Below are 2,263 nucleotides of genomic sequence, written 5' to 3'. Positions count from 1 at the left end.
TAACCCCAAACGACTTCCATCCAGAGTGGAACTACACCATCGCTCCCCGGGCGGAAAACAACGTACTTAATTTGGCGTGATTCCTTAGATAGGCGCTCTCGGTGGTCCGAGGCCGGCGACGCTGGATTTCCGTCAGCAGGGCCTTGTTCCCGATGGTGGAGCCGTCTGCCGGAACGATGTCGAGGATGAGGGAAGTCAGCGAATCAGCCATGTCACCCGTGCGCCTGCAAATCTGCCGAGACCGGCGCGCCGAGTACCCAAGCGGGGTAACTCCGCGCACCGGGGGTGGAGCATTGGCGAAACAGGGTGCAACCGCAAGGCTGTTTTTTGGCAGCTACAGGGCGGCGTCAGTTGCGGCGGCGGGCTGGGGGCTGTTTGCCGAGAATGAAGCGGTTCACGCACTTGCGGAAAGACTGATAGGTCGAGGTGATGCGCCCGTCGGCCGTCATGACGCGCCAGAGGGCCAGAACCGAACACCCGTCGGTAAGAGCTGCTTCGATCTCGGCACGGTAAAGCTGGAGGATCGCCACAGTCCTGTCTCTCGAACTTGCGTTCGGATCGGAAATGATCCGTCGGATGATGAGTTGTGATAGCGTTTCATTGGATGCGCTGGTCATAATACCTCTTGTATCTTACAATTCCCGGTGTGGATCAAATTTTTGATCGGACGATCTTCTTTGCTGCCTGCTTAAGCAATTCGTTTGCGGCCGCAATATCCTTTGTCAATTGCGTCACCTGTTCGGGTGTCAGCCTCTCTTCGTTGGTCAGCCACATCTTCAGCAGCCCGCCCAGCCGGTTCAGATCGGCATTGGCGCGCGCCATGATCGCGACCTGATCGTAATCGACGACGCTTCTCGGCTGATATCCGGTCCCGACCTGACGCAGGTAGGCGGACATCGATAGCCCAGCCGTCTCGGCAAGCCGTTCAAGCTCCTCCCGTTCGGCCGGAAGGCACCAGACATTGATCGGCGTCGTGGTGCGGCGGGTGCCTTTTCCTTTGCGCGATCTGCTCATGGCGTTTCTCCCCAAATGAAGGCGGGGACCGCCGCAAGCCTCGCAGAGCAGGAGACCGTTGAGCCACAGGCGAATAACGGCGTGATGGGCCGGTGTACCGGTACATCACCCATCCTGCCCTGCTTTTCGATGACACAAGATGACATTTCCTGCCACTCCTTGAGAAAATGGCATCCTTGCAGCGTACAACAGGCGATTAGCTGCGTTTTGGACGCCAGATGATCGACGGTTTCGCGGATTGGTCGCGTTTTGAGCGCTCCAAGAACGGCTTTTGCGCACTCGTAGGGCTTTCCCCGGACGAACGGAGACAAGCCGAAGAGCGCGATGCCGGTTTCGTCGCTCGCGCGTTATCCACAGATGAGGGGAAGGGTAGGGATGGAGAGACGCGCCCGCTCCCGCTCCGCGCAATCCATGGGGCTGCGCGGGAGCGGGCGCGTCTCAACTCTTCTTATCTTTATAGGGGGCAAATCCGCTGCCCTTCCGGTCAACGACGCTGCCCCTGAGGTAAAGAATATTGCCCCTTCGGTCATCGACCTTTCCCCTTATCCACAGGGGCAGCATCGATGACATTGATGACCTGTACGTTCACCGCCCCAATGGTGAGGGTGGTGCCGATCTGGTCAAGGGTAAGCGGCTGATTGCGAAGGGTGTCAAGTATCTTTGGCTGAAAACAGGGGATATACGGGAACTCGATTGCAGCAACAGGCTTCCGTTGAGCCGTGTAGTAATGTAATCTCTCATGGAGCACATATCTTGTCGGATATGTGTTTGAGACAACGGATATTATTCCATTCTCTATTAGGCTGTCCCTGGCTTTCATCAACGTCGGTTTACTGACGCCAATCGCCTCACAAAGGCGCTTATTACTGATGTTTACAAATCCCGTGTGGTAGTCAGCATATCTTTTGATCGCGATATACAATGCGGCGGCCGATGGGTGCATTCGAGCCAAGGCTCCACTATCGACCATTTGATGCAGGATCGGCAGCCAGCCCGCCGAAAGGGGCAAAGCGACAGATTGCTCCGCCATCACATGCTCCCCTGGTTTTCAGCGGTGGAATCCTGCGCCCGCTCATTCAGCCATGTCTGGATGTCCGACAGCCGATAACGGAGGCAGCGGGAATTCAGCACAAGGTACTTCGGGCTGGTTCCGCGCACCCGCCGTAACCATCCGGCGAGTGACGCGGTCAGGCTGCTTTCCTGATATTTTGAGCGGCTTTCCAATTCCACGGGAGCAATTCGTGCAACC

General features: G+C 57.1%; 5 protein-coding genes. All 5 read right to left on the bottom strand.

Annotated features, from left to right (window positions below):
* Positions 1-31: 31 nt before the first annotated feature.
* Entirely contained in the window at positions 32-211 is a 180-nt protein-coding gene (locus tag EJ903_RS26125; RefSeq protein ID WP_126620795.1) for a hypothetical protein, read from the bottom strand.
* A gap of 136 nt (positions 212-347) precedes the next feature.
* Entirely contained in the window at positions 348-617 is a 270-nt protein-coding gene (locus tag EJ903_RS26120; RefSeq protein WP_126620794.1) for a TraK family protein, read from the bottom strand.
* Between the two features lie 34 nt (positions 618-651).
* Positions 652-1,014, bottom strand: coding sequence for a plasmid mobilization protein (locus EJ903_RS26115; RefSeq protein WP_126620793.1), 363 nt, complete (start codon positions 1,012-1,014; stop codon positions 652-654).
* Positions 1,015-1,540: 526 nt separating this feature from the next.
* Positions 1,541-2,044 carry a helix-turn-helix domain-containing protein gene (locus EJ903_RS26110; RefSeq protein WP_126620792.1) on the bottom strand — a complete coding sequence of 168 codons (504 nt, stop codon included), beginning with the start codon at positions 2,042-2,044 and terminating at the stop codon, positions 1,541-1,543.
* Positions 2,044-2,263: helix-turn-helix transcriptional regulator (locus tag EJ903_RS27500; protein WP_210211574.1), on the bottom strand; the 220-nt coding region annotated here is incomplete at its 5' end. The genes EJ903_RS27500 and EJ903_RS26110, both read right to left, overlap by 1 nt.

Source organism: Azospirillum griseum, from assembly GCF_003966125.1.
Lineage (GTDB): Bacteria > Pseudomonadota > Alphaproteobacteria > Azospirillales > Azospirillaceae > Azospirillum > Azospirillum griseum.
The sequence above is the reverse complement of the archived record's forward strand: the minus strand, read 5'-3'. Positions and strand labels throughout refer to the sequence as shown.

Excerpts from the sequence above, each read along its gene's own strand:
- EJ903_RS26115 (WP_126620793.1), bottom strand. The coding sequence starts at position 1,014 with ATGAGCAGATCGCGCAAAGGAAAAGGCACCCGCCGCACCACGACGCCG.
- EJ903_RS26110 (WP_126620792.1), bottom strand. The coding sequence starts at position 2,044 with ATGGCGGAGCAATCTGTCGCTTTGCCCCTTTCGGCGGGCTGGCTGCCG.
- EJ903_RS26120 (WP_126620794.1), bottom strand. The coding sequence starts at position 617 with ATGACCAGCGCATCCAATGAAACGCTATCACAACTCATCATCCGACGG.
- EJ903_RS26125 (WP_126620795.1), bottom strand. The coding sequence starts at position 211 with ATGGCTGATTCGCTGACTTCCCTCATCCTCGACATCGTTCCGGCAGAC.